General features: G+C 65.8%; 25 protein-coding genes. 14 read left to right on the forward strand and 11 right to left on the reverse strand.

What is annotated here, in order from left to right:
- Positions 1-27 precede the first annotated feature (27 nt).
- Together guaA and CXR42_RS04905 are read left to right on the forward strand one after the other, a co-directional pair.
- Complete coding sequence (gene guaA / locus CXR42_RS04900) at positions 28-1,602, forward strand: glutamine-hydrolyzing GMP synthase (protein WP_103256344.1); 1,575 nt, start codon at positions 28-30, stop codon at positions 1,600-1,602.
- Positions 1,599-1,889, forward strand: coding sequence for a putative quinol monooxygenase (locus tag CXR42_RS04905; RefSeq protein ID WP_103256345.1), 291 nt, complete (start codon positions 1,599-1,601; stop codon positions 1,887-1,889). Before guaA ends, CXR42_RS04905 begins: the two co-directional genes overlap by 4 nt.
- Positions 1,890-1,959: 70 nt before the next feature.
- Here the strand turns inward: CXR42_RS04905 and CXR42_RS04910 are convergent, their stop codons facing one another.
- Positions 1,960-2,544 carry an outer membrane protein gene (locus CXR42_RS04910; RefSeq protein ID WP_103256346.1) on the reverse strand — a complete coding sequence of 195 codons (585 nt, stop codon included), beginning with the start codon at positions 2,542-2,544 and terminating at the stop codon, positions 1,960-1,962.
- A gap of 161 nt (positions 2,545-2,705) precedes the next feature.
- Here CXR42_RS04910 and CXR42_RS04915 point away from each other — a divergent pair, with 161 nt between their 5' ends.
- The 7 genes from CXR42_RS04915 (at position 2,706) to CXR42_RS04945 (ending at position 9,131) form a co-directional block, all read left to right on the forward strand.
- On the forward strand, positions 2,706-3,581 hold the full coding sequence (locus CXR42_RS04915) for a DMT family transporter (RefSeq protein ID WP_219727919.1): 876 nt from the start codon (positions 2,706-2,708) through the stop codon (positions 3,579-3,581).
- Positions 3,582-3,680: 99 nt separating this feature from the next.
- Positions 3,681-4,769 carry an outer membrane protein transport protein gene (locus CXR42_RS04920; protein WP_103256348.1) on the forward strand — a complete coding sequence of 363 codons (1,089 nt, stop codon included), beginning with the start codon at positions 3,681-3,683 and terminating at the stop codon, positions 4,767-4,769.
- Between the two features lie 101 nt (positions 4,770-4,870).
- Positions 4,871-5,728 carry an ATPase gene (locus CXR42_RS04925; RefSeq protein ID WP_103257032.1) on the forward strand — a complete coding sequence of 286 codons (858 nt, stop codon included), beginning with the start codon at positions 4,871-4,873 and terminating at the stop codon, positions 5,726-5,728.
- 57 nt (positions 5,729-5,785) lie between these two features.
- Positions 5,786-6,703, forward strand: a complete 918-nt coding sequence (gene metA / locus CXR42_RS04930; RefSeq protein WP_103256349.1) for a homoserine O-acetyltransferase MetA — start codon at positions 5,786-5,788, stop codon at positions 6,701-6,703.
- Positions 6,693-7,610, forward strand: a complete 918-nt coding sequence (locus CXR42_RS04935; protein ID WP_245875341.1) for an alpha/beta fold hydrolase — start codon at positions 6,693-6,695, stop codon at positions 7,608-7,610. Before metA ends, CXR42_RS04935 begins: the two co-directional genes overlap by 11 nt.
- Positions 7,611-7,653: 43 nt before the next feature.
- A complete protein-coding gene (ppk2, locus tag CXR42_RS04940) occupies positions 7,654-8,523 on the forward strand; it encodes a polyphosphate kinase 2 (RefSeq protein WP_103256351.1) in 870 nt (289 codons plus the stop codon).
- Positions 8,520-9,131: a TetR/AcrR family transcriptional regulator gene (locus tag CXR42_RS04945; protein ID WP_103256352.1), complete on the forward strand. Its 612-nt coding sequence runs from the start codon at positions 8,520-8,522 to the stop codon at positions 9,129-9,131. The genes ppk2 and CXR42_RS04945 overlap by 4 nt, the downstream gene beginning before the upstream one ends.
- A 151-nt stretch (positions 9,132-9,282) precedes the next feature.
- Here the strand turns inward: CXR42_RS04945 and CXR42_RS04950 are convergent, their stop codons facing one another.
- The 5 genes from CXR42_RS04950 to CXR42_RS04970 all read right to left on the reverse strand — a co-directional run bounded on the left by CXR42_RS04950 (position 9,283) and on the right by CXR42_RS04970 (position 13,968).
- Positions 9,283-10,356: an ABC transporter ATP-binding protein gene (locus tag CXR42_RS04950; protein ID WP_180996001.1), complete on the reverse strand. Its 1,074-nt coding sequence runs from the start codon at positions 10,354-10,356 to the stop codon at positions 9,283-9,285.
- Positions 10,357-10,379: 23 nt separating this feature from the next.
- Complete coding sequence (locus CXR42_RS04955; RefSeq protein WP_103256354.1) at positions 10,380-11,189, reverse strand: ABC transporter permease; 810 nt, start codon at positions 11,187-11,189, stop codon at positions 10,380-10,382.
- A complete protein-coding gene (locus tag CXR42_RS04960; RefSeq protein WP_425444836.1) occupies positions 11,186-12,049 on the reverse strand; it encodes an ABC transporter permease in 864 nt (287 codons plus the stop codon). Before CXR42_RS04960 ends, CXR42_RS04955 begins: the two co-directional genes overlap by 4 nt.
- Before the next feature lie 116 nt (positions 12,050-12,165).
- On the reverse strand, positions 12,166-12,423 hold the full coding sequence (locus CXR42_RS04965) for a hypothetical protein (RefSeq protein ID WP_103256356.1): 258 nt from the start codon (positions 12,421-12,423) through the stop codon (positions 12,166-12,168).
- Between the two features lie 120 nt (positions 12,424-12,543).
- Positions 12,544-13,968: an aminotransferase-like domain-containing protein gene (locus CXR42_RS04970; RefSeq protein WP_245875342.1), complete on the reverse strand. Its 1,425-nt coding sequence runs from the start codon at positions 13,966-13,968 to the stop codon at positions 12,544-12,546.
- Between the two features lie 73 nt (positions 13,969-14,041).
- Between CXR42_RS04970 and CXR42_RS04975 the strand changes: the two genes are divergently transcribed.
- A complete protein-coding gene (locus CXR42_RS04975) occupies positions 14,042-14,245 on the forward strand; it encodes a DUF1127 domain-containing protein (protein WP_103256358.1) in 204 nt (67 codons plus the stop codon).
- Positions 14,246-14,284: 39 nt separating this feature from the next.
- On the opposite strand, the gene CXR42_RS19865 is transcribed toward CXR42_RS04975, so the two are convergent.
- The 5 genes from CXR42_RS19865 to CXR42_RS05000 all read right to left on the reverse strand — a co-directional run bounded on the left by CXR42_RS19865 (position 14,285) and on the right by CXR42_RS05000 (position 17,591).
- Complete coding sequence (locus CXR42_RS19865; protein WP_281256705.1) at positions 14,285-14,920, reverse strand: CatB-related O-acetyltransferase; 636 nt, start codon at positions 14,918-14,920, stop codon at positions 14,285-14,287.
- A 142-nt stretch (positions 14,921-15,062) separates the two neighbouring features.
- Positions 15,063-15,545: a 30S ribosomal protein S9 gene (gene rpsI / locus CXR42_RS04985; protein ID WP_103256359.1), complete on the reverse strand. Its 483-nt coding sequence runs from the start codon at positions 15,543-15,545 to the stop codon at positions 15,063-15,065.
- A 2-nt stretch (positions 15,546-15,547) separates the two neighbouring features.
- Positions 15,548-16,012 carry a 50S ribosomal protein L13 gene (gene rplM / locus CXR42_RS04990; protein ID WP_103256360.1) on the reverse strand — a complete coding sequence of 155 codons (465 nt, stop codon included), beginning with the start codon at positions 16,010-16,012 and terminating at the stop codon, positions 15,548-15,550.
- Between the two features lie 213 nt (positions 16,013-16,225).
- Entirely contained in the window at positions 16,226-17,002 is a 777-nt protein-coding gene (locus CXR42_RS04995) for an SseB family protein (RefSeq protein WP_103257034.1), read from the reverse strand.
- Between the two features lie 4 nt (positions 17,003-17,006).
- Positions 17,007-17,591: a uracil-DNA glycosylase family protein gene (locus CXR42_RS05000; protein ID WP_103256361.1), complete on the reverse strand. Its 585-nt coding sequence runs from the start codon at positions 17,589-17,591 to the stop codon at positions 17,007-17,009.
- Positions 17,592-17,988: 397 nt separating this feature from the next.
- On the opposite strand from CXR42_RS05000, the gene CXR42_RS05005 reads away from it, so the two are divergent.
- The 4 genes from CXR42_RS05005 to kdsA all read left to right on the forward strand — a co-directional run bounded on the left by CXR42_RS05005 (position 17,989) and on the right by kdsA (position 22,550).
- On the forward strand, positions 17,989-19,197 hold the full coding sequence (locus CXR42_RS05005) for a Na+/H+ antiporter NhaA (RefSeq protein ID WP_180995967.1): 1,209 nt from the start codon (positions 17,989-17,991) through the stop codon (positions 19,195-19,197).
- 126 nt (positions 19,198-19,323) lie between these two features.
- Positions 19,324-19,977, forward strand: a complete 654-nt coding sequence (locus CXR42_RS05010; protein WP_103256363.1) for an ABC transporter ATP-binding protein — start codon at positions 19,324-19,326, stop codon at positions 19,975-19,977.
- The gene (locus CXR42_RS05015) at positions 19,961-21,712 is read left to right on the forward strand and encodes a KpsE/RkpR family capsule polysaccharide export protein (RefSeq protein ID WP_103256364.1); all 1,752 of its coding nucleotides are present in this window, start codon (positions 19,961-19,963) and stop codon (positions 21,710-21,712) included. Before CXR42_RS05010 ends, CXR42_RS05015 begins: the two co-directional genes overlap by 17 nt.
- A 7-nt stretch (positions 21,713-21,719) precedes the next feature.
- Positions 21,720-22,550: a 3-deoxy-8-phosphooctulonate synthase gene (kdsA, locus tag CXR42_RS05020; protein ID WP_103256365.1), complete on the forward strand. Its 831-nt coding sequence runs from the start codon at positions 21,720-21,722 to the stop codon at positions 22,548-22,550.
- Positions 22,551-22,584: the final 34 nt, after the last annotated feature.

The following is a 22,584-nucleotide window of genomic DNA, read 5'->3' on the forward strand; positions in this document are numbered from 1 at the left end:
GCGGCATGGCTTTGGCTACGCGGGCGCATGACCCAGGCACATGATCGTCTTCTCATCATCGACTTCGGTTCCCAGGTGACGCAGCTAATCGCGCGCCGCCTGCGTGAGTTGAACGTCTATTGCGAAATCCACCCCTACAACCGCGTGGACAACGCCTTTCTGACGGCCTTTGCGCCGAAGGCGGTGATCTTCTCGGGCGGGCCGGCCAGCGTCTACTGGGAAAACGCGCCGATGCCGCCGAAGGGCGTCTTTGACCTGGGCGTGCCGATCCTGGGGATCTGCTACGGCCAGCAGGTGATGATGCATTGCCTGGGCGGTCATGTCGAAGGCGGTCACGGCACCGCCGAATTCGGGCGCGCCTTCGTCACGCCGACCGACTTGACCCACCCGATCCTTGCCGGCTGGTTCCCGCCCGAGGACGGCCCGCAGGCGCGTGAGCAGGTGTGGATGAGCCACGGCGACCACGTGTCGAAACTGGCGCCGGGGTTCCAGGTCCTTGGCACCTCGCCCAATGCGCCGTTTGCCATCGCGGCGGACCCCAAGCGCCACTTCTACGCCGTCCAGTTCCATCCCGAGGTGCACCACACCCCGAAGGGCGGCCAGTTGTACGAGAACTTCGTCAAGCTGGCCGGGTTCAAGGGCGACTGGACGATGGGCGCCTACCGCGAAGAGGCGATCCGCAAGATCCGCGAGCAGGTCGGCGACGCCAAGGTGATCTGCGGGCTGTCTGGCGGGGTGGATTCGTCCGTTGCCGCCGTCCTGATCCATGAGGCGATCGGCGACCAGCTGACGTGCGTCTTCGTTGATCATGGGCTGTTGCGTCTGGGCGAGGCCGAGCAGGTCGTGACCATGTTCCGCGACCATTACAACATGCCGCTGATCCATGCCGATGAAAGCGCCCTCTTCCTTGGCGCGCTGGAGGGCGTCAGCGACCCTGAGGTCAAGCGCAAGACCATCGGCCGGCTGTTCATCGACGTGTTCCAGAAACACGCGACTGCGGTCGGGGGCGCGAAGTTCCTTGCGCAAGGCACGCTTTACCCGGACGTGATTGAATCGGTCAGTTTCTCGGGCGGGCCTTCGGTCACGATCAAGTCGCACCACAATGTCGGCGGCCTGCCGGAAAAGATGGGCCTGAAGCTCGTCGAACCTCTGCGCGAATTGTTCAAGGACGAGGTCCGCGCTTTGGGCCGTGAGCTTGGCCTGCCACCCAGCTTCATCGGCCGCCACCCCTTCCCCGGTCCCGGCCTTGCGATCCGCTGCCCGGGCGAGATCACGAAGGAAAAGCTGGATATCCTGCGCCGGGCGGATGCGGTCTACATTGACCAGATTCGCAAGCACGGGCTTTATGACGAGATCTGGCAGGCCTTCGCCGCGATCCTGCCGATGAAGACGGTGGGCGTGATGGGCGACGGGCGGACCTACGATTACGCCCTGGCGCTGCGCGCGGTGACCAGTGTCGATGGCATGACCGCCGACTACTACCCCTTCACGCACGAGTTCCTGGGCGAAACCGCCACCCGGATCATCAACGAGGTCAAGGGCGTGAACCGTGTGTTCTACGACTGCACCTCGAAACCGCCGGGCACGATCGAGCTGGAATGATCCGCGTCACCGGCTCCCTGACCTGTGCCACGGCCGCCGACGCGGACCTGGTGCGGCAGCACCTGCCGGAACATATCCGGCTTAGCCGTGCGGAACCCGGCTGTCTGACCTTCCGTGTCGAACCGACCGACGATCCGCTGGTCTGGCGGCTGGACGAAACCTTCGCCGACCGCGCAGCGTTTGAGGCGCACCAGACCCGGGCGCGCGCATCGGACTGGTTCCGGGTCACGGCCCATCTTCTGCGGGATTTCAACGTGGTTGACGAGCCGGACTACCCGGCGGCCTAGCCTCACTCGACCGGACAGAAACAAGAAGGCCGCCCCATCGGGCGGCCTTCCTTCCTGTGCCTGGCCGGTCCTAGAACCGGATACCGGCGCGCAGGCCCAGTGAATTGAAGCTGGCGTCGATGTCGACGTCCTGCCCGTTGTCGTAGAAGTCATAGTTCCGACGCAGGATTTCGGCACCCAGGAAGAAACGGTCGTTGACCTTGTAGTCAGCCCCAACGCCAAGGATCAGCCCGGTCGAATCCGTCGTGGTCTCGTTCGACAGGAAGCTGGCGCGCGACAGGCCGATCGTGCCGTAAAGCAGCACGTTGTTCAGCGCATAGCCGGCGCGGGCCTTCACATCCAGGAAGCGGTTGTACTCATAATCATCCTTGTACGAGGTTTCGCCGTCCTCGGACACCTCATAGACCCCGCCCCGGCCGGCCGCGACTTCCGCGCCATAGACCAGGGTGCCGGATTCCCACAGATGACCGGCGAAGATGCCGAAGGCCGGGCCTTCAAGATCATAGCTGGAGGAGCCACCTTCATAGTCCTGCCCGCCCTTATGCGTGGCGCCCATGACCCCGCCGTAATAGCCGGCCCAGCCTGCGTCCTGTGCCGCGACCGATCCCGCCGCCATGGTCAGAACGGTGGCGCAGAGCATTGCTTTCCGCATCATGGTAGATCCTTTCAAAAATTCCGTTTCCAAGATGTATGACTAGCAGCCTGTCACAAAAAGGAAAATGCCGGGCCGATGTTCCACTGCGCCCTGTGCCCTTGCGGTCACATTTCCCCTGGACGTGCTGGACATTCGCACCCCACCCCGGCAAGCCTTGCCGGATGAGCGCACCCCATCGCCCCCTTGCCGCTGCCCTGTGGATGACCGGCTCGATCGCGGCCTTCACCTCGATGGCCATCGCCACCCGGCAGATCAACGGCGCGCATGACACGTTCGAGATCCTGGCCTATCGGTCCGTCATCGGCTGGGTTCTGGTTATGGTCCTCGCGCTGGCCTTGGGCCAGACCGGGCGCATCAGCACGGACCGGGTGGGCAGCCACCTGGTGCGCAATGTCTTTCACTTCACCGGCCAGTCCTTGTGGTTCTGGGCGATCACCCTGATCCCGCTGGCCCAGGTCTTCGCGCTGGAGTTCACCTCGCCGATCTGGGTGATCCTGCTCTCGCCGCTTTTCCTGGGCGAGCGGCTGACCCGGCGCAAGATGCTGGCGGCCGCCCTGGGTTTTGCCGGGATCATCATCGTGGCCCGTCCCGATTTCACCGCGCTGGAGCCGGGCGTCCTGGCGGCGGCCGGTGCGGCGGTGTTCTTTGCGGCGACCAACCTGATGACCAAGGCGCTGACCAGGGGGGAGCCGATCGTGTCGATCCTGTTCTGGCTGACGCTGATGCAAGCCTGTTTCGGCACGGCCGCCATGCTGGCCGACGGCAATGTCACCCTGCCGACCGCGGCCACCCTGCCCTGGCTGGCCCTGATCGGCGTGGCCGGGATCACGGCGCATCTGTGCCTGACGACCGCCCTGTCACTGGCGCCAGCCAGCACCGTCGTTCCGGTCGATTTCGCCCGCCTGCCGATCATCGCCGCCGTTGGTGCCGTCTTCTACGCCGAGCCGGTGGAACCCAGCCTTTTCCTCGGCGCTGCCCTTATCTTCCTGGGGATCTGGCTGAACCTGCGACAACGCGGCGCAGCGGCCACAGGTTGAGTCCGTCACGAATCTGTGACGCCGCGTCATTGATTGACCCATTGAAGGCAGGGGCCTAGCGTTTTCGTCAGGGGAAATCCTTTGACAGGGACGAGGAACATGAAACGCATTCTTACCACCGCAGCGGCGCTTGCCGCAGCGGCATCCGGCGCAAATGCCGGGGCGCTAGATCGGTCGGGCCAATCCATCGCCTCGATCTTCGAACTGGGGAACTATGCCGAACTCAGCTTCGGCTCGATCAGCCCGTCGGTCGAGGGCACCTCGGCGGCCGGACTGGGCAGCCGACCCTCGGGCGACATGGCGGGTGACTACCTGCAACTGGGCCTGGCCATGAAGATGGACCTGAACGACAACCTCGCCCTGGGCCTGATCTATGACCAGCCGTTCGGAGCGAACGTCGATTATCCGGCCGGAACGGGCTATTATGCGCAAGGCACCGTGGCCGAGTTGAACACCCATGCCCTGACGGTGCTGGCCAAATACCGGCTGCCGTCGAACATCAGCCTGATCGGCGGCCTGCGCTATCAGACCTTCGCGGCCGAGGCCAACATTCCCTTCGTCGCGGGCTATTCGGTCATCGGCGACCGCGACGGCGCGGTGGGCTATGTGGTGGGCGTCGCCTATGAAAAGCCCGAGATCGCCCTGCGCGTCGCGCTGACCTACAACTCGTCGGTGAAGCACTCGCTGGACACGTCCGAGGTTTCCGTCATCCCCGGCCCCGACTCCGTCACCGACATCGAGACGCCGCAGTCGGTCAACCTGGAATTCCAGTCCGGCATCGCCAAGGACACGCTGATCTTCGGCTCGATACGCTGGGTGGACTGGTCCGAGTTCGTCATCGATCCGGCCCGCTATCCGCCGCCGCAGGCGCTGGTCTCGTACAGCGGGGACTACACGACCTACACCCTGGGCCTTGGCCGCCGGTTCAACGAGAACTGGTCCGGCGCCGTCTCGATCGGCTACGAAAAAGGCCTGGGCGGGTTCTCGTCCAACCTTGGGCCATCGGATGGCCAGCGTTCGATCGGTGTGTCGGCGATCTACACCGTGGACAACATCAAGATCACCGGCGGCATCCGCTATGTCGACATCGGTAACGCGCAGCCGACGCTGGACCAGACCAACCCATCGGCCAGCTTCACCGACAACTCGGGCATCGCTGTGGGCCTGAAGATCGGCTACACCTTCTGAACCGCCAGCACGGCATGAAACCCCGCCCCACCCGGGCGGGGTTTTTCCATTGTGAAGCCTTTCGCCCGGCGATAACACGGGCCGCGATGAGGGGTGACGCGATGATCTACAGCTCTGGTTCCGACTACCTGAACGCCCGCGCCAAGCGGGTCATGCTGTTTGGCATGTCTGGCTTGGGCAAGACCTACCTCTCGACCCTCTTGCGCGACCATGGCGACTGGTTCCACTACTCGGTCGATTACCGGATCGGCACGCGCTACATGGGGGAATACATCGCCGACAACTTCAAGCGCGAGGCGATGAAGGTTCCGCTTCTGCGTGAGCTTCTGATGACCGACAGCGTCTATATTGCGTCGAACATCACCTTCGACAACCTCGCGCCCCTGTCCACCTACCTTGGCAAACCCGGCGATCCAGCCAAGGGCGGCGTGCCTTTTGCCGAATACATGAAGCGTCAGGAACAGCACCGCGCCGCCGAAGTGGCAGCGACCCTGGACACCGCCCGCTTCATGGAGCGGGCGAAGGAAATCTACGGCTACCCTAACTTCGTCTGCGACACCTCCGGTTCCATCTGCGAGGTGGTCGAGGCCGAGGACCCTACCGATCCGGTGATGAAGCAGCTGTCCGAAACCCTGCTTCTGGTCTGGATCAAGGGCTCGGACGCCCATACGGCCGAACTCGTCCGCCGCTTCGACCGCGCCCCGAAACCGATGTATTACCAGCCGCATTTCCTTCATGCGGCGTGGGAGGAATACCGCGCAACCCATTCCGTGACCGAAGAAAACTGCGATCCAGATCACTTCGTCCGCTGGACCTATGCCCGCGCCCTGGCCCACCGCCAGCCGCGTTATGCCGCCATGGCGCGCTGGGGCGTGACCGTGACGGCCGAAGAAGTGGCCGAGGTCCGGTCAACGGCCGACTTCGACGCGCTTATGGCCCGGGCCATCGACCGGACCTGATCTTGCAACCCTGACACGCCTTGCCTAGCTTTCCTTTCCCACCCAAGGACTGACCAGATGCCAATCACGCTTCCCGAAACCCTGCCCGCCTATGACGTGCTGCGGTCCGAGGGCGTCATGGTCATGTCGCCCACCCGCGCCGCGCATCAGGACATCCGGCCCCTGCGGATCGGTCTGCTTAACCTGATGCCGAAGAAGATCCAGACCGAGAACCAGTTCGCCCGCCTGATCGGGGCCACGCCGCTGCAGATCGACCTGCATCTGATCCGCATGTCCGAGCATACGACCAAGAACACCGCGGCCGAGCATATGGCGACCTTCTACCGCCCCTTCCAGGCGGTGAAGGATGAGAAATTCGACGGCCTGATCATCACCGGCGCGCCGATCGAGCATCTGCCGTTCGAAGAGGTCACCTACTGGGACGAGCTGTGTGAGGTCATGGACTGGACCCAGACCAACGTTCAATCCACCTTCGGCGTCTGCTGGGGCGGGATGGCGATGATCAACCATTTCCACGGCGTGAAGAAGCACATGCTGCAGGCCAAGGCGTTCGGCTGCTTCCGCCACCAGAACCTTGCGCCGACCTCGCCCTATCTGCGTGGGTTCTCGGATGATTTCGTCATCCCCGTCTCCCGCTGGACCGAGATGAAACAGGCCGAGATCGACGCTGCACCGGGCCTGAAAACCCTTCTCGGAAGCGACGAGGTCGGCCCCTGCCTGGTCGAGGATGCCGGTCACCGCGCGCTCTATATCTTCAACCACTTCGAATATGACAGCGACACGCTGAAGCAGGAATATGACCGGGACATCGCCAACGGCACGCCGATCAATGTGCCCATGAACTACTACCCCGATGACAACCCCGCGATGCCGCCCCTGAACCGGTGGAGAAGTCACGCCCACCTGCTATATGGCAACTGGATCAACGAGATCTATCAATCCACGCCATATGACATTGAAGAGATTGGCCACTAGCCTCGTCATTGCTGCCCTGGGGCTTGCCGGTGTCACCCACTGGCGCGCGTCTGCGCGTGAGGCCGCGGCCGAGGCCGCCTTTCCGCCCACCGGGCAGTTCGTCACGGTCGCAGGCCGCCGTCTGCATTACGAGATGGCGGGCAGCGGCCCCGACCTGGTGTTGATCCATGGCGCGTCAGGCTCGTTGCGCGACCTTACCTTTTCGTTGCGGGACCGTCTGACCGACCGCTTTCGCGTGATCGCAGTGGACCGCCCCGGCCTTGGCCACTCGGACCCGCTGGAGGAGACCAGCCTTCTGGCTCAGGCGCGGCACATCAAGGCGGGCCTCGCGCAGCTTGGGGTGACGGAACCGGTCGTCCTGGGTCAAAGCTACGGCGGCGCGGTGGCCCTTGCCTGGGCACTGGAGGGCGGGCCCCGGGCACTGGTCCTGGTCGGCAGCCCCTCGATGCCCTGGCCCGGCAAGCTGGACCCCTGGTACCGCCTGACCGACACCTGGCCCGGTCGCCACCTGGCGATCCCGCTGGCCGCGGCCTTCGTGCCGCAGTCCTACGTCTCGGCCGCCACCGCCGCGGTCTTTGCCCCCGGCCCCGTGCCCGCGGGCTATGAAGACCACCTTGGCGCGGCTTTGACCCTGCGGCGTGAGACGCTGGTCGCAAACACCAGCCAGATCAACAGCCTGCGGCCCGAACTTGTGACGATGGAACCGCGCTATCCCGCGCTTGCGCTGCCGGTCGAGCTGATCCACGGCACCGCCGATACCATCGTGCCGCTGCATATCCATTCGCAGCCCCTGGCGCAGCTTTTGCCGAACGTGACCCTGACCACGATCCCCGGGGCCGGGCACATGCCGCACCACAGCCACGCGGATCTGGTCCTGCAAGCGATCGACCGCGCCGCATTGCGCTAAGGCTTTCAATCGCCATACTGGCCGCGATGTAAGGAGGATTCAGATGACTCTGCCATTCGACGGCGCGATCAGCCGCTATTTCCGCGAAGGCGCGCCGAAAGAGGTGCGCAAGGCGATCGAGAACGCCGGCAAGGACGAGATCATGACTGCCTCTTACCCCTACCGGGAGGAAATGAAGGGCAAGGACTACAGCGCCCAGATGGAAGCCCTGCAGATCGAGCTTGCAAAGATGCAGTCGGGGCTGAAAGCCACAGGCAAGCGGCTGGTGGTGGTGTTCGAAGGCCGCGATGCCGCCGGCAAGGGCGGCACGATCAAGGCGGTGACCGAAAACCTCAACCCACGCCAGGCCTATGTCGTGGCCCTGTCAAAGCCGTCCGAGCGGGAGAGCCAGCAATGGTACTTCCAACGCTACGTCGACTGGTTCCCGGCAAAGGGCGAGGTCGCCCTCTATGACCGCAGCTGGTACAACCGCGCGATGATCGAGCATGTCTTCGGCTTCTGCACGCCGGAGCAGCGGGCGAAGTTCTTCCGGCAGCTCCCCGAATTCGAGCAGATGATCGTCGATGAGGGGATCATCTTCCTGAAGATCTGGCTGGAGGTCGGGCGGGCCGAGCAGCTGAAACGCTTTCTCGACCGTGAGGGGGACCTCTTGAAGCAATGGAAGCTCTCCCAGATCGATGTGGACGGGCTGGCAAAGTGGGACGACTACTGCGCGGCGATCGATGAGACGATGGAGCGGACCCACTTCAAGCACGCACCCTGGACGGTGATCCTGTCCGACGACAAGAAACGCGCGCGGATCGCGGCGATTCAGACGATCCTCGGGGCGGTCGATTATGCGGGGAAGGATGCGGGCGCGATCGGGAAGATCGACGACAGGATCTGCGGCGGGCCGAAGCTGCGGGCAAAATGAAGCGGGGATACCACCACGGCAACCTCCGGCAGGCGCTGGTCGAGGCGGCGCTGGCGTTGATCGCCGAGAAGGGGCCGCAAGGCTTCACCTTGTCCGAGGCCGCGAAGGCGGCGGATGTGACGCCGGCGGCGGTCTACCGGCACTTTGCCGGGCGGGATGACCTTTTGGCCGAGGTGGCGCGCCAGGGGTTCGACATTTTCGCCGCCCTGCTGGAATATGCCTACGATGAGGGGCGGCCGTCCGCGCTGGCGGCCTTTGAGGCGACGGGGCGGGCTTATCTCGCCTTCGCCCGGAAGTATCCGGGCCACTACCAGGCGATGTTTGAAAGCGGGCTGCAGCCGGGGAAGCACCCTGATCTGGCCCAGGTCTCGGCCAAGGCAAGGGCGACGATGGACCGGGCGGCGGAGGGGCTGGTCAAAGGGCTGCCCGAGGGGCGGCGGCCGCCGGCCTCCATGGTGTCGGCCCATGTCTGGGCAGTCAGTCACGGTGTGGTGGAGTTGTTCCTGCGGGGGAACGGGGGGCCGCAGCCCTGGCCGGCGGAGGATCTGTTGGAGACCGGGATCGGGATCTATCTGCGCGGGCTGGGGCTGATCTCGCCGGATCGGTGAGGTGAAGTGTCCACGGTGGACAGAATCCGAAAACCCTGCCTTTTCATAGATTTGCCCGCGGGCATTCAGGAAGTGTTAAGGTCGTTGCAAGGCCGAGCATCGAGTTTTCGCAGAAAACTCGTGCACTGATTTTCTGCGAAAATCAGAAAGGCTAGCGGAACAGGACCAGGGCCGAGGGGCTCCACGCGACGCGGACCTTGGTGCCGACGTCGAGAACCGGTCGGCCGGGCACGTTGCGCATCGACAGGCGCACTTCCACATCGGTCCCGCCAAGATAGACGTCGTAATAGGTCATGTCGCCGAAGTAGATCACCTCGTCGATCACGCCATCCGTCTCGCGTTCGGTCGGCTTCTGGTCGTCGTAAAGCAGCGTCAGGGTTTCCGGGCGCAGGCCGACAACGGGCGTCTCACCGGTCTTGGCCGGGGCTTGCGAGATGTCCAGCGCCACGCGGCCCAGGCCCTTGGCGTCGACCTCGACCTTGTCGCCGGCCTCACTGAGGATCTCGGCCGGGATGAAGTTCATCGTGCCGATGAAATCCGCGACCTTGCGGGTCGCGGGGCGGCGATACAGCGTCTCGGGGTCGGCAAGTTGGGCAATCTCGCCTTCAAACATTACAGCGATCCGGTCGGACATGACCAGCGCCTCTTCCTGATCATGGGTGACCAGGATGAAGGTGATCCCGACCTGGCGCTGCAGCTTGATCAGTTCGACCTGCATATGCTCGCGCATCTTCTTGTCGAGCGCGGACAGGGGTTCGTCGAGGAGCAGCACCTTGGGCTTCAGGATCAGCGCCCGGGCCAGCGCCACGCGCTGCCGCTGGCCGCCCGACAGGGCGTGCGCCGCACGGTTGCCATAGCCCTTGAGGCCGACCATCTCCAGCGCCTCGGCCACGGCCTTGGCCTTTTCTTCCTTGGACCGCGGGTCCTTGCGCAGGCCGAAGCCCACGTTCTCGGCCACCGACATATGCGGGAAGATGGCGTAGGACTGGAACACCATGTTCGTCGGGCGCACGTTCGCCGGCATCCCGGCCGCATCCTTGCCGTCGATCATCACCACGCCCGAGGAGATGTCCTCGAACCCCGCGATGGTGCGCAGGAGCGTGGTCTTGCCGCAGCCCGAGGGGCCAAGGAGCGAGAAGAACTCGCCCGCCTTGATCGTGCCGTTGATCCCGCGCAGGGCGTGATAGTCGCCGTAGTATTTGTGGACGTCCTTGAACTCGATCATCGTCGGACGGTCATCGGAAAAGGTCACAGGAAGCCTCCGGAATCTTTGCCACCCGCCTTGGCGATGCCGCGGCGGCGCATGTACTCGGCAAAGCCGAGCAGGATGATCGAGAAAAGAACCAGCACGGTCCCGAGTGCCAGCATCGAGGGCACCTTGGCGGGAAAGCGGAACTGGCCAAAGATGTATACGGACAGGATCGGCTGGCCCGAGCCAAGGAAGTTCGCGATGATGAATTCGTCGAACGAGATGGTGAAGCAGATCAGGAAGCTGGCCATGATGCCGGGCATCACCAGGGGCAGGATGATCAGCCGGAAGGTGGACCAGGGGGTTTCGCCAAGGTCAAGGGCGGCCTCTTCCAGCGACTTGTCCAGCGACTGGAAGGCCGAGGTCAGGATCGCCACCGCGAAGGGGGTACAGATCAGCACCTGGCCGAGGATGACGGTGAACAGCGACAGCGGGATCTGGATCGACAGCAGCACGACCAGAAGCGCCATGGCCACGATCATCTCGGGCAGGACCAGCGGCAGCATGATCAGGCCCATGACCGGAACCTTGCCGGGGAAGCGGTAGCGCACGCTGGCGCGGGCGGCGAAGATGCCAAGGACGGTCGAGAGTGTGGCCACCGACAGCGCGATGATCAGGCTGTTCCAGGCCGCGTTGCGCAGGTTCTGGTCGGCCGCCATCTCGCCGAACCATTGCAGGGTGAAGCCTTGCAGCGGGAAGGCGACGACGCGGCTGTCGTTGAAGGCGAAGATCGGCAGAAGGATGATCGGGCCGTACAGGAACAAGAGGTAGAACAGCGTGTAGCTGCGCAGGAGCGGGGCCTTCTTCATTTCTGCCCCCCGATGAAGCGCCGGTTCAGAAGGACGAAGATCAGGCTGACCACCCCGACCATCAGCATCGAGGCCACCGCGAAGGCCGAGCCCTGGGCGAAGTTGCGCAGTTTGAGAAGTTGCGTCTCGATCAGGTTGGCGATCATCGGCTCCTTGCCGTCGCCGACAAGCTCGGGCGTGACATAGTCGCCCACGGTCGGGATGAACACGATCAGCGTCGCGGCAATCACGCCCGGCATCGACAGCGGCAGGGTGACGCGCAGGAAGGTGACCCAGCGGCTTTCGCCCAGGTCCTGCCCGGCCTCAAGGAGTGAGCGGTCGACCTTTTCCAGGCTGACGAAGATCGGCAGCACCGCGAAGGGCGCATAGGCATGGGCCAGCACGATGATGATCGACAGGATGGAATAGCTGGCGACGTTTAGCGGCGGCAGGCCGATCGAGGCCAGCGTCGAATCAAGCACACCGCCGTAGCCCAGGATCACGAACCACAGGCTTACGCGGATGATGTAGCTAGTCCAGAACGGGATGGTGATCAGGAAAAGCCACAGGCTTTTGCGTTCCGGCTTGACGTGGAAGCTGACAAAATAGGCCACGGGATAGGCCAGAAGCACGGTGATCGCCGTCACGGTCAGCGCGACCAGCAGCGATTTCAGCATGATGTAGCCGTAGACCGGCTTTGACCACAGCTCGGCATAGTTTTCGCCGGTGAGGGGCAGCCCCACGGTGCCGCGCCCGCCGGTCAGGACCGAGTAGAGCAGCACCGTCGCCAGCGGCACGGCCAGCAGCAGGATGACATAGATCGCAGTCGGGCTGATCAGCTTCAGGCCAGCCCTGGCCTCTGAACTTGGCGTTTGCGCCATCATGCCCCCTGTCGTGACTGCGCTGCGGCAGCCTTGCCATTTGATCAAATTAGACCGAACGCCCGGCTTTAAGCAAGAGGGCCATCACTGCGGCGCGAAATCAACCCCAGAGGCAGCTATCCGGCGACGCGTTCGATGGCAATCGCCCGTTTTTTCAGCTCGTCATAGAGTGTGGGCACGACGCGGAGCGATCCGACGGCCACGCGGAGGGCATCGCTGATGCGATCCTCGGACGGGTCGGTGGAGGCGACGCGCCAGACCATGCGGCGGGCGACGCCGTCGTCATAGACGATCTCGGTGGCGCCCTGGCGGTTCTTGCGCCAGCCAAGGAAATCGGCGCCCCCGTGGGGGGCGTGGAAGGATTGCAGGCCCATTTTCGGACTCTCGCTATATGACTGCTCTGGCGCGACTTTCCGTCAGGTCAGCGGCAACGGTCAATCCGGTCCACGAATAACAAGCGCGTGAGCGAGTCCCATCTGCAACAGGTGGGGTTTTCAGACCGACAGGTCGGCCGGCGGGCGGGCGAGGAGTTCGGCCAGGCGGCGCATGGCGGTTTCGAAATCGGGGCGCGGCAGGTTGGCTGCGATGGCGATGCGGATCGCGTTCGGGGCGCGGGCATGGACCAGGGCATATTCGTCGGCCGAGCGCACCAGCACGCCCTTCGCCTCGGCCGCGCGCAGGAAGGCCGAGGCGCGCCAGCCGATGGGCAGGCGCAGCCAGACAAAGGGCACGCCGGGCTGCCAGGCAAGGTCATAGGCGCCCAGCTGGTTGACCAGGATCTGCTGGCGAATGGCGAATTCGCCTTGCACGGCGGCGCGGATCCGGGCTGCCTCGCCCGAGCGGAACAGGTGCAGCATCAGGTCCGCCACCGGGCGCGACAGGGCAAAGAAGCCGTGCTGCGCGGTCAGCCGGCCCGCCTCGCCCATGCCGGACGGGCAGATGACATAGCCAAAGCGCAGCGCGGCCGAGATGGTCTTGGACACGCTGCCGACCAGCCAGACCCGTTCCGGCGCCAGCGCGCGCAAACTGGGGATGTCGCTTTCGGCGACGGAATAGCAGTCATCCTCCAGCACTTGCAGGTCGTAGCGGCGGGCGATTTCGGCAATCTCTTGCCGGCGCTTCACCGGCATCCGGCCGGTGGTGGGGTTCTGCGCCTCGGTCGTCAGACACAGGACCTGGGCACCGTGACGGCGGCAGGCGGCCTCCAGTGCTGCGGGGACGATGCCCTGCTCGTCGATCTCGACCGGGACCACTTCGGCGCGGGCGGCGCGGGCGGCGTAGCGAAAGCCGGGATAGGCCAGGTCCTCGATCAGCACCACGGGCCGCTCGCCACGCAGGCAGCAATCATAGATCAGGCTGATCGCATTCTGCCCACCATGGGTCAGCGCCACGTCATCCGGCACGATCGGCCCCAGGATGCGGTCGCCCATCCAGGACACGATCTCGGCCCGCAGCGCGGCCTCGCCCTGCTGGCTGGTGTAGTCAAGCCAACCCTGCCCCGTCGACTGGGCCATGTCCAGAAGAGCGGCGCGGAAGGCTTCGGCCTGGCCGACCTCGGGCACCAGCGGTGGGCGCAGGTCCACAAGGCCGGTCGATCCGCCGGTCACCCGCTCGGTATACAATGCCTGGGTTGGTCCAAGCCGCGGCGATTGTGCCGCAACAAATGTGCCCCGCCCGACAGTCGCGGCCAAAAGCCCCTCTTGCGTGGCCAGTTGATAGGCGCGGGCCACGGTTCCGGGGGTCAAATGCAGCCGCCAGGCCAGATCTCGCACCGTCGGAAGCTGGGAATTTGCCGGCAGTTCGCCACTTCGGATCGCCTCACGCAAGGCGCGGCTCAGGCCTAGATACTTCGGTCCAGGGAATTGAGTCAGATCAGGCGCCCAACTTGTGTCAGTCACAATAATCCTCTGGCGACTCATTGCGGGTAATTGCTACATTGTCCCTATAGCCAAACGGCCATTGTATCAACACAAATCTACCCAGGAGGCCACCATGCCCCAAGCCCGGATCGAACGCATTGCCCTGACCACCCGCCCGGCCCTGCTGACCCGCATTGGCCGTGCCCTGACCGAAGCCATGGCCCGCCGCCGTGATCGCCAGTCGCTGGCCCGGCTGGACCAGCACCTGTTGCGCGACATCGGCCTTGCCCAGGAAGACGCCGCCACCGAGGCGGCAAAGCGCTTCTGGCAGGCCTGACCGGCCCCGCCTATCGTTCTTACCCCTGACTGGGCCGGATCATTCCGGCCCGTTTTTTTGACCGGCGACCAGCGCCTCCATCTCGGCCAGGACGGCATCGACGGGCTCTTGCGACAAAAGCGGCGCCAGGGTGCGGACCACCGGGAGCGGCTGATCCCACCAGCGCAGAGCCTGCAGGCGCGCGGTCACAGCATCGGCAAAGCGCGGGCGGATCAGCGTGGCCGGATTGCCGCCCCAGATCTCGTAAGGACCGACCGAGCGGGTGACGGTGGCATTGGCCCCGATCACCGCGCCATCGCCGATGGTGACACCGGACAGGATCGTGACCCCCTCGGCAATCCAGACATCATTGCCGATGACCACATCGCCGCGGGTCTGCGGATGGCCCTTGATGCCGGGGGGCAGCAATTCTTCCTTGAAGATATGGCCGAAGGGATAGGTCGTGGCCCAATCCACCCGATGATTGCCGCCCAGGAACACGGTCAGGCCGCGCGCGATCGAGCAGAAGGCACCGATGCTTAGCCTCGCCCCCTCGCGCCAGTGGCGGACGGCCATATGCTCGATCCCATAGGAGAAGCGGCCGACCGTGACCCAGGACCGGCCGGTCTGATAGCGCCACGGCTTGGTCGGGTCGCGCACCAGGGTGGCGGGCGCTTCCGGTCCGGTATCGCTCATGCCCTGCCCCATGTTGTGCTGTGCCCGTCGGCCGGGATCAGACTGCATCTTGCCGGGCGGTGCAACCCGGCCCCGGAATGGAAAAGGCCCGCCAGGGGCGGGCCTTCCGAAGGGTGCGCCGAAGCACACTCAGCGATAGCGATCAGCGCTTGGAGAACTGGAACGAGCGGCGGGCCTTCGGCTTGCCGTACTTCTTCCGTTCGACGACGCGGCTGTCGCGGGTCAGGAAACCTGCCGCCTTCAGCGCCGGGCGCAGGGTGGGTTCATACAGTTGCAGGGCCTTGGAGATGCCATGCTTCACCGCACCAGCCTGGCCCGAGAGGCCACCACCGGCGACGGTCGCGTAGACGTCGAACTGACCTTCCACGTTGGCCACGGTGAAGGGCTGCTTCAGGATCATCTGCAGCACGGGACGGGCGAAGTAGACCGCCATTTCCTTGCCATTGACCACGACCTTGCCCGAACCGGGCTTGACCCAGACGCGGGCGACCGCGTCCTTGCGCTTGCCGGTGGCATAGGAACGGCCCAGCTTGTCACGGACTGCAACGCGGGGCGCAGCCTCGACGGCAGCGGGGGCCGAACCGACGGCCGATTTCAGGTCATCGAGAGATTTGATATCGGCCATGATCACGCGCTCCGGGTGTTCTTCGGGTTCAGGACCTTGACGTCCAGAACGGTCGGCTGCTGTGCTTCATGCGGATGGGCGGCCCCGGCATAGACGCGCAGGTTGGTCATCTGCTGACGGCCCAGGCGGTTGCGGGTGATCATACGCTCGACGGCCTTGACCACCACACGCTCGGGGTGGTTGCCTTCCAGCACCTGCCGCGCGGTGCGCTGCTTGATGCCGCCCGGGTGGCCGGTGTGCCAGTAGTAGACCTTGTCGTCACGCTTCTTGCCGGTCATCTGGATCTTGTCGGCGTTGATGACGATGACGTTGTCACCCATGTCCATGTGGGGGGTGAAGGTCGGCTTGTTCTTGCCGCGCAGGATGTTGGCGACGATCGTGGCGAGGCGGCCCAGAACGACGCCTTCGGCGTCGATCAGGATCCACTTCTTCTCGATGTCCGCCGGAGTAGCGGTGAAGGTTTTCATCGTGGTTCCCAGCGAAGAGGGAGGCAGAAGCGCCCCCGGAATCTCGGATGCCGGCTTATCGCCGAAGCCCCATGCAGCGTCAAGCGCCCAGGTCGATATTTAATCACTCAAAATCAATGTCTTGCTAGAACGGTATCATAATACCCCACGCAAAGCCCTTTCATCTTTGCCCAAATATCCCCGCCGCAGGCCCTTTGCCATCCGATACTGGCGCTAGCGCAACTTCGGGGGGCGCGAGGGGTCCATCCCCGGGGCGGCGGGGGCCAGGTCCTGCACATCCGGCACCGGCAGGTCAAAGCGCAGCGCCACGCGGGCCATGGCCACGGCCGCAGGATCGCCGCCGCGCAGGAAGGCGACGTCCAGTTCCCCCGCCTCGATGCCCGAGAAGACCAGCGCCTCGTTCATCGCGCGGGCCAGCGCGTCCTCGGCGCCGTCGGCGGCGTCGATCACCGCAAGAATATGTCCCCGGCGGCCGCCCTCGTAGACCACCCCGGCCAGCAGCGCCGCCGCGGCCAGCCCACCGGCCCGCGCCAGCTTGGCATCCAGCGCGGCGATCACCGCCTCGGGCACGGCGGGGGGCAGGAACTCCTGCGGCCGTGCCTCAAGCTCTTCGGGCGACTCCTCCAGCGTCTCGGCCAGCCAGTCCATCGCCTCGGGCGGCAGAAGCATCGAGGACGGTGCCACCCCCAGGTTCACCCCCATCCCGATCCCCTGCCCGCGCAGAAGGCCCGCGATCACCCGACCGGGCAGCGCCGCATAAGGCGCGATCCCGCCGGTAAAGCTGGCCAGCCGTTCCTCGCGGTCGAAGACCAGGACGACGGGGCCATCCTCAAGTTCGAACACCTTGGGCTCCAGGCTTTGCCCTACCGCCTCGCGCTCCAGAAGCAGCACCATCTCGCCATCGGCCAGCCGCTCGAAGAAGCGCAGGCGCAGGGCCTCGTTCTCGGGGTCGGCCGAGACAGCGGCATGGGCCGCGTCGAGAAAGGTCACCAGGTCAGCCATCCATCACCTCCCGCACCCGGTTGCGCAGCGCCGGGAGAAGCTCGGCCTCGAACCAGGGATTGCGTTTCAGCCACCCGGTATTCCGCCAGGACGGATGCGGCAAGGGAAAGACGCCACCTGCGGCGGGTCCGCGCCAATCCGCCACGGCCGCACCGACATCGCGCAGCCCCAGGTGCCAGCGGATCGCGGCACCGCCGACCAGAAGCGTCAGCGGCACGGCACCCAGCCGCGCCAGCACCCGCGCCCGCCAGGTCGCGGCACAGAGCGGCGGCGGCGGCAGATCCGCTCCCTTGGCATCATAGCCGGGAAAGCAGAAGGCCATGGGCACGATGGCGACCCGGCCAAGATCGTAGAACTCGGCCTCGCTCAGCCCCGTCCAGTCGCGCAGTCGCGCGCCCGAGCGGTCGGTGAAGGGCCGGCCGCTCTCATGCACCCGTGCCCCGGGCGCCTGCCCCGCGATCAGAAGCCGGGCGCCGGGGCGGAACCAGGCGACCGGGCGCGGCTCATGCGCGGTCGCAGTCGCGGCAAAGCGCGTGGCGCACAGCCGGCAGGCGCGGATATCGGCGTCCAGTCCCATGCCTGAACCCTGCGCCGGTGGGCTGCCGGATGCAACCGCTGGGCCCGGCCCGCCTGCGCCACACCGCCGGCATCCCATGCGCCACCGAAAGCCGCCCGGAGCCGGCAGCGCCGGCCGAGGGGCTTGATGCGCCGCAGGCCGGCACCCCCAGACATCGCATTCGAACCCATGCCGCGCGGCCTGGGCGATCACCCGCCTCCCGTCCGCCCTGCCGCGTCCACCCATCCGCCCCCCCCGATCCGCGACCGGCTTACGACAGCCCCGGCAGCGCCGGCCGAGGGGCTCGATGCCCCGCAGGCCGGCACCCCCGTCCCATTGCGGGCCATCGCGGACCATTGCGGCTGCCGAAAAAACCGCGTCAAATGCCAGGGCTTGCCCCTGTCCCCGGTTGCCCTTGATGTACCGCGTCTCTTCTTTCCTGCCGCGCTTTGCCCAGGCCCTGCTTGCCGGCGCGGCGCTGGCGACGGTCTGGGTGAACCTGGCGCCCGCCTCCTATTATGATGCGGTGGAGTGGCGGCTTCTCGACCTGGACCTGCCGGGCTGGGTCTCGCCGATCCCGGTCAGCCTGACGCCGCTGTCGCTGGTGGCCGAGGGCCTGATGGCGCTGTTCCTGTTCTTCGTCGGCAAGGAGTTGTGGGAGGCGCTGGTGCTGGAGCGCGGTGCGCTGCGCGGCGGCAAGGCGCTGCTGCCGCTGGGCCTGACGCTAGGCGGGATGCTGGGTGCGGCGATGGTCTGGGTGCTGGTGGGCAGCCTGATCGAGACCGCCGAGGAGGCGGGGTTTGCCACCGGCTGGCAGGTGCCGCTGGGGTCGGACGTGGTCATCAGCTTTCTGGTCGGACGGCGGGTTTTCGGGGCCGGCCATCCGGCGCTTCACCTGCTGTTGCTGCTGGCGATCGGCACCGATCTTTTTGCGCTGATCCTTCTGGGCCTGACCCTGCCGCCGGCGGGCCTGCGCCCGGCCTGGCTGCTGATGCCGCTGGCCGCATCCTGGCTGGCCTGGCGCTTCTATGGCCGCGCCCTGCCCGCAGACGCAGCCGAGCGCGACCGGACCGCAGCACGCCGGCTGTGGCCCTATGTGCTTGCCGGGGCGGCCTCATGGGTCGGCGTCACGGCCGCAGGGCTGCCCGGCGCGCTGGGGCTGTTGCCAGTGGTCCCGGCGATTGCGCATGCCGACCGCAGCTTCGGCCTTTTTGCCGAGGCGGAAGAGCTGTTGCACGATCCGCTGAACCGGCTGGCCCATGCGCTGGCCTGGCCGCTGGTCGGGGTGCTGTTCCTGTTCGGGGTGACGCGGGGCGGGGTGGACCTGTCGGCCTTTGCACCGACGACCGTGACCACGCTGGCCGCGCTTTGGCTGGGCCGGCCGCTGGGAATGCTGGTGATCGGGCTGGGTCTGGCGGCGGTGCTGGGCCTGCGGTTGCCACCGGGCATCAGCTTGCGCGACATCCTGACGGTGATCCTGATTCTGGCGCTTGGCTTCACGGTCCCGGTCCTAAGCCTGGAAACCGCCCTGCCCGGTGGCGCGATGCAAGAGGCCGCCCGGCTGGGCCTGGCCGCCAGCCTGCTGGTGGCACCGCTTGCGCTGCTGTTTGCCCGGCGGCGGACCTGATCCGGCGTCAGAGGTCGCGGGGATCGCCGGCACCTGGCCCTTTTAACGCCACAAACCAGATGTTAACGGTAGGCGCGTAATCATTGGGGTCAGGGACGGCCACGGGCTGTCGACACAGGGGCGACGATGATCGAATTCCAGCAGGTCTCGAAATCGTACTGGACGGGGACGCAGCGCAAGGTGATCCTTGACCGCGCCTCGTTCCGGGTCGACCTGGGCCAGTCGATGGGCATCCTGGCGCCGAACGGGGCGGGCAAGACCACGATCATCAACATGATGGCGGGCCTGGAAAAGCCTGACGAAGGCACGATCCGCAAGACCTCGCGCGTGTCGTTCCCGCTGGGGTTCATGGGCGGGGTCAACAACAAGCACACCGCCAAGGAAAACTGCCGCTACATCGCGCGGCTTTACGGGCTGGACCCGGATTATGTCGAAAGCTTCTGCCGTTGGGTCTGCGGCCTGGGCGAATATTTCGACATGCCGCTGTCCACCTATTCCTCTGGCATGCGGTCGCGCTTTTCCTTCGCGCTCCTGCTGTCGATCGAGTTCGACATTTACCTGATCGACGAAGGCATGCCCGCCACCAGCGACGTCGAATTCAACCGCAAGGCCGGCAATCTGCTGAAAGAGCGGTTGCTGAAAGCCACGGTGGTCATCGTCTCGCATTCGCCGCAGACCCTGCAGCGGTTCTGCAATTCGGCCGCGGTCCTGCGCAATGGACAGCTTTATCATTTCGACACGCTCGAGGAAGCGAAGCGCCTGTATGACTACACCGCCTAAAGCCACCCGCTTCCACATCCGCCCGCCCGAGCGTCCCACCCCCCCGCCGGCCGAGGGTGCGGGGATGTTCGACACCCAGGATGACGGCTTTGCCGGCATGGACTTTCGCCGGCCGGATGCGCCAGCGCCCTCCGCGACGGCGGCAGCCGCCCCGGCCCCGCCCGAACCGCCCCGCGCAGCAGCCAGCGTGCTGAAGGTGCCGCGCGCCTCCGCTGCAGATCCCGGAGTCGAGGCAGACCTTTCCGCCATCGCGGCCGAAGGGCTGACCGGCCGCCAACTGCGCAGGGCGCGGATGATCGCCCAGCAGCACGGCCTTTCCGTCACGTCGGACCTGGACGCCGTGCGCCAGTTGCGCCTTGCCGGCATCGACCCGTTCACGCGCGGCTCGCTTCTGAACATGGTCACGTCGCGGCTGACCGGCGGCGCGGCGGCCCCTGCCCCCACGCCGGAGGCCGACCCCGCCGGCAACGGCGGGGCCCCGCCTCCGGGACGCGAACTTGCGCGCCTGCCCGGCGACGTGGTGCAACTGCCGCAGAAGGCGCGGCCGCTGGCGCTACCCTCGACCGAACAGCGCGCCGATGTGACCCAGGCTGGGGAAATCCTGCGCATGCAGCAGGACATCGCCCGCCGCCGCCGCCGCCGCCTGGCGCTGCTGGCCACGCGGTTGATCGCCTTTGTCCTGCTGCCGACGATGCTGGCGGGCTGGTACTTCTACCAGATGGCGACCCCGATGTTCGCCACACGCACCGAATTCGTCATCCAGCAGGCCGCCCCCGCAGCGGGTGCGGGGCAGCTGGGCGGCCTTTTCTCAGGGACCGCCATGGCGACCTCGCAGGATTCGATCGCGGTGCAGGGCTATCTGCAATCGCGTGAGGCCATGCTGCGCCTGGAAGAGGATGTGGGCTTCCGCGCCCATTTCCAAAGCGAGATGATCGACCCCCTGCAACGGCTGGAACCGGACGCCAGCCTGGAAGCCGCCTACAAGGTCTACCGCAATTTCGTGAAGATCTCGTATGACCCGACCGAAGGTCTGATCCGCATGGAGGTGATCGCCGCCGACCCCGCGGTCGCCGCGCAATGGGCCAACCAGTTGATCGCCTATGCCGAGGAACAGGTCGACCACCTGACCCAACGCCTGCGCGCCGACCAGATGAAGGATGCGCAGACCGGCTATGACGATGCGCAGGTCGCCCTTGCCACCTCGCAGCGCGAGCTGATCGAATTGCAGGAACGGTTCAAGGTCATCTCCTCGGAGACCGAAGTCGGGCTGCTGACCGGCCAGATTTCGACGCTTGAGGCGCAACTGACGCAAGAACGGCTGTCGCTGGCACAGATGCAGGCAAACGAAAACCCGAACCAGGCCCGGATGGAGCCGGTCCTTCGCCGGATCGCCACCCTGGAATCCGAGATCGCCAGCATCCGCGCCAAGATGACTGGCAGCTCGGCCGGAAGCTCCAGCCTGGCGCAGGTGCAGGGCGAGTTGCTGGTGGCCCAGGCCGACCTGCAGACCCGCCAGATGATCCTGGCCCAGGCCCTGCAGTCGATGGAGACCTCGCGCGTCGAGGCCAACCGCCAGGTGCGCTATCTGTCGCTTTCGGTGCGCCCGATTCCGCCAGACGCCCCCACCTATCCGCGCGCTTTCGAAAACACGGCTGTCACGCTGTTGATCATGCTGGGGATTTACCTCATGGTCTCGATGACCGCCGCGATCCTGCGGGAACAGGTCTCTGCCTGAGGGTGCGATGAAGGATGTGACGATCGGCGCGCTGCGCGTCGGCAACGACCGGCCGCTTCTGGTGATTGCCGGCCCCTGCCAGCTGGAAAGCCTGGACCACGCCCAGATGATCGCGGGCGAGATGGCGCAGGCTTGCGCGGCGGCCGGGGCGCAGTTCGTGTTCAAGGCCAGCTACGACAAGGCCAACCGCACCTCGCTCTCGGGCCAGCGGGGCCTGGGGATCGAGGCCGGGCTGAAAGTGCTGGAGGCGGTGCGCGCGATGGGGATGCCGGTCCTGACCGATGTCCACGACGCCGGTCAGGCGCGCGAAGCGGCGGCGGTGGTGGACGTGATCCAGATCCCGGCCTTCCTGTGCCGGCAGACCGACCTTCTGCTCGCTGCCGGGGAAACCGGGGCGGTGGTCAACATCAAGAAGGGGCAGTTCCTCGCGCCCTGGGACATGGCCAATGTGGCCGCCAAGGTCGAAAGCACGGGCAACAGCCGCATCCTGCTGACCGAGCGCGGGGTCAGCTTCGGCTACAACACGCTGGTGGCCGACATGCGCGCGCTGCCGGTCATGGCGCGGACCGGCTGGCCGGTGATCATGGATGCCACCCATTCGGTGCAGCAGCCCGGTGGGCAAGGCAACGCCTCGGGCGGCCAGCGCGAATTCGCGCCGGTCATGGCACGGGCGGCGGTCAGTCTGGGCATCGCGGGGGTGTTCATCGAAACGCACGAGGACCCCAACCGCGCGCCGTCGGACGGGCCGAACATGATCCCCTTGGCGCAGATGCCGGCGCTGGTGGAAAGCCTGATGCAGTTCGACCGTCTGGCCAAGGCCGATCCGCTGCGGGTCTGACCGGCGGGTGCGCCCGGGTGCCGGAAATCGTCAC

Origin of the sequence: Tabrizicola aquatica, from assembly GCF_002900975.1 — a bacterium.
Classification (GTDB): domain Bacteria; phylum Pseudomonadota; class Alphaproteobacteria; order Rhodobacterales; family Rhodobacteraceae; genus Tabrizicola; species Tabrizicola aquatica.

What these genes read in the sequence shown, in the direction of transcription:
- guaA (WP_103256344.1), top strand. Translation starts at nt 28, where the DNA reads ATGACCCAGGCACATGATCGTCTTCTCATCATCGACTTCGGTTCCCAG.
- CXR42_RS04905 (WP_103256345.1), top strand. Translation starts at nt 1,599, where the DNA reads ATGATCCGCGTCACCGGCTCCCTGACCTGTGCCACGGCCGCCGACGCG.
- CXR42_RS04910 (WP_103256346.1), bottom strand. Translation starts at nt 2,544, where the DNA reads ATGATGCGGAAAGCAATGCTCTGCGCCACCGTTCTGACCATGGCGGCG.
- CXR42_RS04915 (WP_219727919.1), top strand. Translation starts at nt 2,706, where the DNA reads ATGAGCGCACCCCATCGCCCCCTTGCCGCTGCCCTGTGGATGACCGGC.
- CXR42_RS04920 (WP_103256348.1), top strand. Translation starts at nt 3,681, where the DNA reads ATGAAACGCATTCTTACCACCGCAGCGGCGCTTGCCGCAGCGGCATCC.
- CXR42_RS04925 (WP_103257032.1), top strand. Translation starts at nt 4,871, where the DNA reads ATGATCTACAGCTCTGGTTCCGACTACCTGAACGCCCGCGCCAAGCGG.
- metA (WP_103256349.1), top strand. Translation starts at nt 5,786, where the DNA reads ATGCCAATCACGCTTCCCGAAACCCTGCCCGCCTATGACGTGCTGCGG.
- ppk2 (WP_103256351.1), top strand. Translation starts at nt 7,654, where the DNA reads ATGACTCTGCCATTCGACGGCGCGATCAGCCGCTATTTCCGCGAAGGC.
- CXR42_RS04945 (WP_103256352.1), top strand. Translation starts at nt 8,520, where the DNA reads ATGAAGCGGGGATACCACCACGGCAACCTCCGGCAGGCGCTGGTCGAG.
- CXR42_RS04950 (WP_180996001.1), bottom strand. Translation starts at nt 10,356, where the DNA reads ATGATCGAGTTCAAGGACGTCCACAAATACTACGGCGACTATCACGCC.
- CXR42_RS04955 (WP_103256354.1), bottom strand. Translation starts at nt 11,189, where the DNA reads ATGAAGAAGGCCCCGCTCCTGCGCAGCTACACGCTGTTCTACCTCTTG.
- CXR42_RS04960 (WP_425444836.1), bottom strand. Translation starts at nt 12,049, where the DNA reads ATGGCGCAAACGCCAAGTTCAGAGGCCAGGGCTGGCCTGAAGCTGATC.
- CXR42_RS04965 (WP_103256356.1), bottom strand. Translation starts at nt 12,423, where the DNA reads ATGGGCCTGCAATCCTTCCACGCCCCCCACGGGGGCGCCGATTTCCTT.
- CXR42_RS04970 (WP_245875342.1), bottom strand. Translation starts at nt 13,968, where the DNA reads ATGAGTCGCCAGAGGATTATTGTGACTGACACAAGTTGGGCGCCTGAT.
- CXR42_RS04975 (WP_103256358.1), top strand. Translation starts at nt 14,042, where the DNA reads ATGCCCCAAGCCCGGATCGAACGCATTGCCCTGACCACCCGCCCGGCC.
- CXR42_RS19865 (WP_281256705.1), bottom strand. Translation starts at nt 14,920, where the DNA reads ATGAGCGATACCGGACCGGAAGCGCCCGCCACCCTGGTGCGCGACCCG.
- rpsI (WP_103256359.1), bottom strand. Translation starts at nt 15,545, where the DNA reads ATGGCCGATATCAAATCTCTCGATGACCTGAAATCGGCCGTCGGTTCG.
- rplM (WP_103256360.1), bottom strand. Translation starts at nt 16,012, where the DNA reads ATGAAAACCTTCACCGCTACTCCGGCGGACATCGAGAAGAAGTGGATC.
- CXR42_RS05000 (WP_103256361.1), bottom strand. Translation starts at nt 17,591, where the DNA reads ATGGGACTGGACGCCGATATCCGCGCCTGCCGGCTGTGCGCCACGCGC.
- CXR42_RS05005 (WP_180995967.1), top strand. Translation starts at nt 17,989, where the DNA reads ATGTACCGCGTCTCTTCTTTCCTGCCGCGCTTTGCCCAGGCCCTGCTT.
- CXR42_RS05010 (WP_103256363.1), top strand. Translation starts at nt 19,324, where the DNA reads ATGATCGAATTCCAGCAGGTCTCGAAATCGTACTGGACGGGGACGCAG.
- CXR42_RS05015 (WP_103256364.1), top strand. Translation starts at nt 19,961, where the DNA reads ATGACTACACCGCCTAAAGCCACCCGCTTCCACATCCGCCCGCCCGAG.
- kdsA (WP_103256365.1), top strand. Translation starts at nt 21,720, where the DNA reads ATGAAGGATGTGACGATCGGCGCGCTGCGCGTCGGCAACGACCGGCCG.